General features: G+C 69.0%; 4 protein-coding genes. All 4 read left to right on the forward strand.

Features of this window, described 5'->3' with window-relative positions; genetic code table 11:
- Window positions 1–76 precede the first annotated feature (76 nt).
- Entirely contained in the window at window positions 77–1708 is a 1632-nt protein-coding gene (locus GL263_RS22760) for a peptide ABC transporter substrate-binding protein (RefSeq protein WP_182857622.1), read from the forward strand.
- Window positions 1709–1770: 62 nt separating this feature from the next.
- The gene (locus tag GL263_RS22765) at window positions 1771–2694 is read left to right on the forward strand and encodes an ABC transporter permease (RefSeq protein WP_182857623.1); all 924 of its coding nucleotides are present in this window, start codon (window positions 1771–1773) and stop codon (window positions 2692–2694) included.
- Window positions 2687–3661 (forward strand): ABC transporter permease, encoded by a 975-nt coding sequence (locus tag GL263_RS22770; protein ID WP_182857624.1) that lies wholly within the window; start codon window positions 2687–2689, stop codon window positions 3659–3661. The genes GL263_RS22765 and GL263_RS22770 overlap by 8 nt, the downstream gene beginning before the upstream one ends.
- A gap of 11 nt (window positions 3662–3672) precedes the next feature.
- Window positions 3673–4100, forward strand: a 428-nt coding sequence (locus GL263_RS22775; protein WP_182857625.1) for an ATP-binding cassette domain-containing protein, incomplete at its 3' end; no start/stop codon positions are given.

Consider the following 4100-nt stretch of genomic DNA (forward strand, 5'->3'; position numbering starts at 1 on the left):
CTTACGCGCCCCTGGCCGGGTCTCATGGGGTCCGAAGTAGTGCGAATCGGACACCAGGAGCACCATGAGGCATCACATGCGCCGAGCCACCCGCGTCAGCGTGGCCCTCGCGACGGCCACCGCGCTCGCGCTGACCGCCGCGGCCTGCGGTGGCGGTGGCGGGGGCGACAACGGCGGCGGCATGGTCCGCGCCTCCTGGGGCGACCCGCAGAACCCGTTGGAACCGGCCAACACCAACGAGGTGCAGGGCGGCAAGGTGCTCGACATGGTCTTCCGCGGCCTCAAGCGCTACAACCCGGAGACGGGCGCGGCCGAGGACGCGATGGCCGAGTCCATCGAGACCGACGACCAGCAGAACTTCACCGTCACCATCAAGGAGGGCTGGACGTTCAGCGACGGCACGGACGTCACCGCCCGGTCGTTCGTCGACGCCTGGAACTACGGCGCCAACCTGGAGAACAACCAGATCGGCGCCTACTTCTTCCGGTTCATCGAGGGCTACGAGGACGTGCACCCGGAGGACGAGGGCGCCTCGCCGTCCGCCGAGACGATGTCCGGTCTCGAGGTCGTCGACGACACGACGTTCAGGGTGCGGCTGACGGAGAAGTTCTCACTGTGGCCGGAGACACTGGGGTACGCGGCCTACGCGCCGCTGCCGCGGTCGTTCTTCGAGGACCGGGACGCCTGGCTTGCCAGGCCGGTCGGGAACGGCCCGTACAAGGTGGACTCCTACAACCGGGGCGAGTCGATGCGGCTGTCCCGCTACGACGACTACGCCGGTGACGACAAGGCCCAGAACGACGGTGTCGAACTGCGGGTCTACACCGACAACAACACCGCCTACACCGACCTGCAGGCCGGCAACCTCGACGTGATCGACGACGTGCCCGCCGCGCAGGTCCGCAACGTCGAACGGGACCTGGACGGCCGGTACATCAACCAGCCCGCCGGCATCATCCAGACGATCACCTTCCCGCTGTACCGGGAGCAGTGGCAGACCGACGACGCGGCCAAGGTCCGGCGCGGCATCTCGATGGCGATCAACCGGGAGGAGATCACCGACCGGATCTTCTTCGGCACCCGCACGCCCGCCAAGGACTTCACCTCGCCCGTGCTCGGCGAGGCCGGCGGCTACGACGAGGACATCTGCGGCGACGTCTGCGAGTACGACCCGGAGGAGGCCAGGAAGCTGATCGACGAGGCCGGCGGGCTGCCCGGCGGCCGGGTCACCCTCAGCTCGAACGTCGACACCGGCTCCCACCGGCAGTGGATGGACGCCGTCTGCAACAGCATCAACAACGCGCTGGAAGACAACAACGCCTGCACGGTGAACCCGGTCAGCACGTTCGCGGACTACCGCAACCAGATCACCGGCCGGGAGATGACCGGCATGTTCCGTGCCGGCTGGCAGATGGACTACCCGCTCATCCAGAACTTCCTCCAGCCGCTCTACTACACCAACGCCTCGTCCAACGACAGCGGCTACAGCAGCCGCCGCTTCGACCGGCTGGTCGACGAGGCGAACGCCGCCGAGGAGGAGAGCGAGGCGGTGGACACGTTCAAGGACGCCGAGCGGGTGCTGATCCAGGACCTGCCGGCGATCCCGCTGTGGTATCAGAACGGCAGCGCCGGCTACTCGGACCGGGTCGACAACGTCAGGCTCAACCCGTTCTCCGTCCCGGTCTTCAACGAGATCACCGTCAAGTGAGGCGCGCGGCCGGGCGTCCCAAGCGTCCGGCCGCCGCCCACGGGTGAGGAGGAGGCGGCGACATGGGGCGCTACGTCATCCGACGACTGCTCCAGATGGTCCCGGTCTTCATCGGGACCACCTTTCTGATCTTCGTGATGGTCTACGCGCTCGGCGACCCGGTCGCCGCGCTCTTCGGCGACCGCACCCCGGACCCGGCCACCGCCGCCCGGCTGCGCGCCGAGTTCAACCTCGACAAGCCGCTGTGGCAGCAGTACCTGCTGTACATGGGGAAGATCTTCACCGGTGACTTCGGCACCGCCTTCAACGGTCAGCCGGTCATCGAGCTGATGGCGAACGCGTTCCCGGTGTCCTTCCGGCTGATGCTGATCGCCGTCGGTTTCGAGATCGTCATCGGCATCACGCTCGGCGTGGTCTCCGGGCTGCGCAAGGGCGGCGGCATCGACTCCTCGGTGCTGCTGCTGAGCCTGGTGGTCATCGCCATCCCGACGTTCGTGACCGGGGTGCTCGCCCAGTTCCTGTTCGGGGTCCGGCTCGGGTGGGTGTCGCCGGCCGTGAGCCCGGCGGCGCCGTTCAACGAACTGCTGCTGCCCGGGCTGATCCTGGCACTGGTGTCGCTGGCGTACGTCACCCGGCTGACCCGCACGTCGGTGGCGGAGAACGCGCGCGCCGACTACATCCGCACGGCCGTCGCCAAGGGGCTGCCGCGCAGCCGCATCACCAACCGGCACCTGCTGCGCAACTCGCTGATCCCGGTGGTCACCTACCTCGGCGTGGACATCGGCGCCCTGATGGCCGGCGCCCTGGTGACCGAACGGATCTTCAACATCCCCGGCGTGGGCTACCAGCTCTACCAGGGCGTGCTGCGGCAGAACTCGCCCACGGTGGTCGGCTTCGTGACGATCCTCGTGCTGGTGTTCCTCCTCGCCAACCTGGTCGTCGACCTCCTGTACGCCGTGCTCGACCCGAGGATCCGCTATGCGTAGGCGCGACAGCCATCACACCCCGGGGGCGGCCGAGCCGGAGGACGCCATCGGCGGCGCCGGCAGCGAGATCGACCTCGCGAAGGCGGAGGGCGAGACGCTGGAGGGTCGCGAGGCACCGCCGCGCGGCCTGTGGGCGGACGCCTGGCACGACCTGCGCAAGCGGCCCGTCTTCATCGTCTCGGCCCTGCTGATCCTCTTCCTCGTCGTCATCTCGATCTGGCCGTCGCTGATCGCCACCCGGGACCCGCTGGACTGCCGGCTGGCCCGCTCGCTGGAGGGCCCGACCGCCGGCCACTGGTTCGGCTTCGACACCCAGGGCTGCGACGTCTACACCCGCACCGTCTACGGCGCCCGCGCCTCGGTGGCGGTCGGTGTGTGCGCGACGATCGGGGTGGCGCTGCTCGGCTCGGTCTTCGGCGGGCTCGCCGGCTTCTTCGGCGGGGTGTGGGACGCGCTGCTCTCCCGGATCACCGACATCTTCTTCGGTATCCCGCTCATCCTGGGCGCCCTGGTCTTCCTGGCGATGATCACGGTGGAGGGCATCTGGCCGGTGGTCGCGGTGATCACGCTGCTGGCCTGGCCGCAGATCGCCAGGATCAGCCGGGGCGCGGTGCTCACCGCCAAGCAGCACGACTACGTGCAGGCGGCGCGGGCGCTGGGCGCGAGCAACAGCCGGATGCTGCTGCGGCACATCCTGCCGAACGCGGTCGCCCCGGTCATCGTGGTGGCGACGATCGCGCTGGGCACATACATCGCGCTGGAGGCGACGCTGAGCTTCCTGGCGGTCGGCCTGAAGCCGCCCACGGTCTCGTGGGGCGTGGACATCTCCATCGCGTCCAGCGGGATGCAGTTCCGCAACGCGCCGCACATCCTGCTCTACCCGGCCGCGGCGCTGAGCATCACCGTGCTGGCGTTCATCATGCTCGGCGACGCGGTGCGCGACGCCCTCGATCCCAAGCTGCGCTGAGGAGGGCGGAGATGAGCGACGTGGAGGGCCCGGTCAACGAGCCGTTGCTGGAGGTCCGCGACCTGCATGTGGAGTTCCACACCAGGGACGGCGTGGTGAGGGCGGTCAACGGCGTCGACTACTCGGTGAACGCGGGCGAGACGCTGGCGGTGCTGGGGGAGTCGGGGTCCGGCAAGTCCGTCACCGCGCAGGCGGTCATGGGCATCCTGGACATGCCGCCGGGGCACATCCCGCGCGGGGAGATCGTCTTCCGGGGCCGGGACATGCTGCGGATGTCCGGAGAGGAGCGCCGGCGGATCCGGGGCGCCCAACTCGCGATGATCTTCCAGGACGCGCTGTCGTCGCTGAACCCGGTGCTGAGCGTCGGGTACCAGCTCGGTGAGATGTTCCGGGTCCACCAGGGTCTGTCCAGGAAGGACGCCAAGGCCAAGGCCATCGA

The sequence above is a fragment of the Streptomyces durbertensis genome (assembly GCF_014156695.1).
Lineage (GTDB): Bacteria > Actinomycetota > Actinomycetes > Streptomycetales > Streptomycetaceae > Streptomyces > Streptomyces durbertensis.

Excerpts from the sequence above, each read along its gene's own strand:
- GL263_RS22760 (WP_182857622.1), top strand. The coding sequence starts at position 77 with ATGCGCCGAGCCACCCGCGTCAGCGTGGCCCTCGCGACGGCCACCGCG.
- GL263_RS22765 (WP_182857623.1), top strand. The coding sequence starts at position 1,771 with ATGGGGCGCTACGTCATCCGACGACTGCTCCAGATGGTCCCGGTCTTC.
- GL263_RS22770 (WP_182857624.1), top strand. The coding sequence starts at position 2,687 with ATGCGTAGGCGCGACAGCCATCACACCCCGGGGGCGGCCGAGCCGGAG.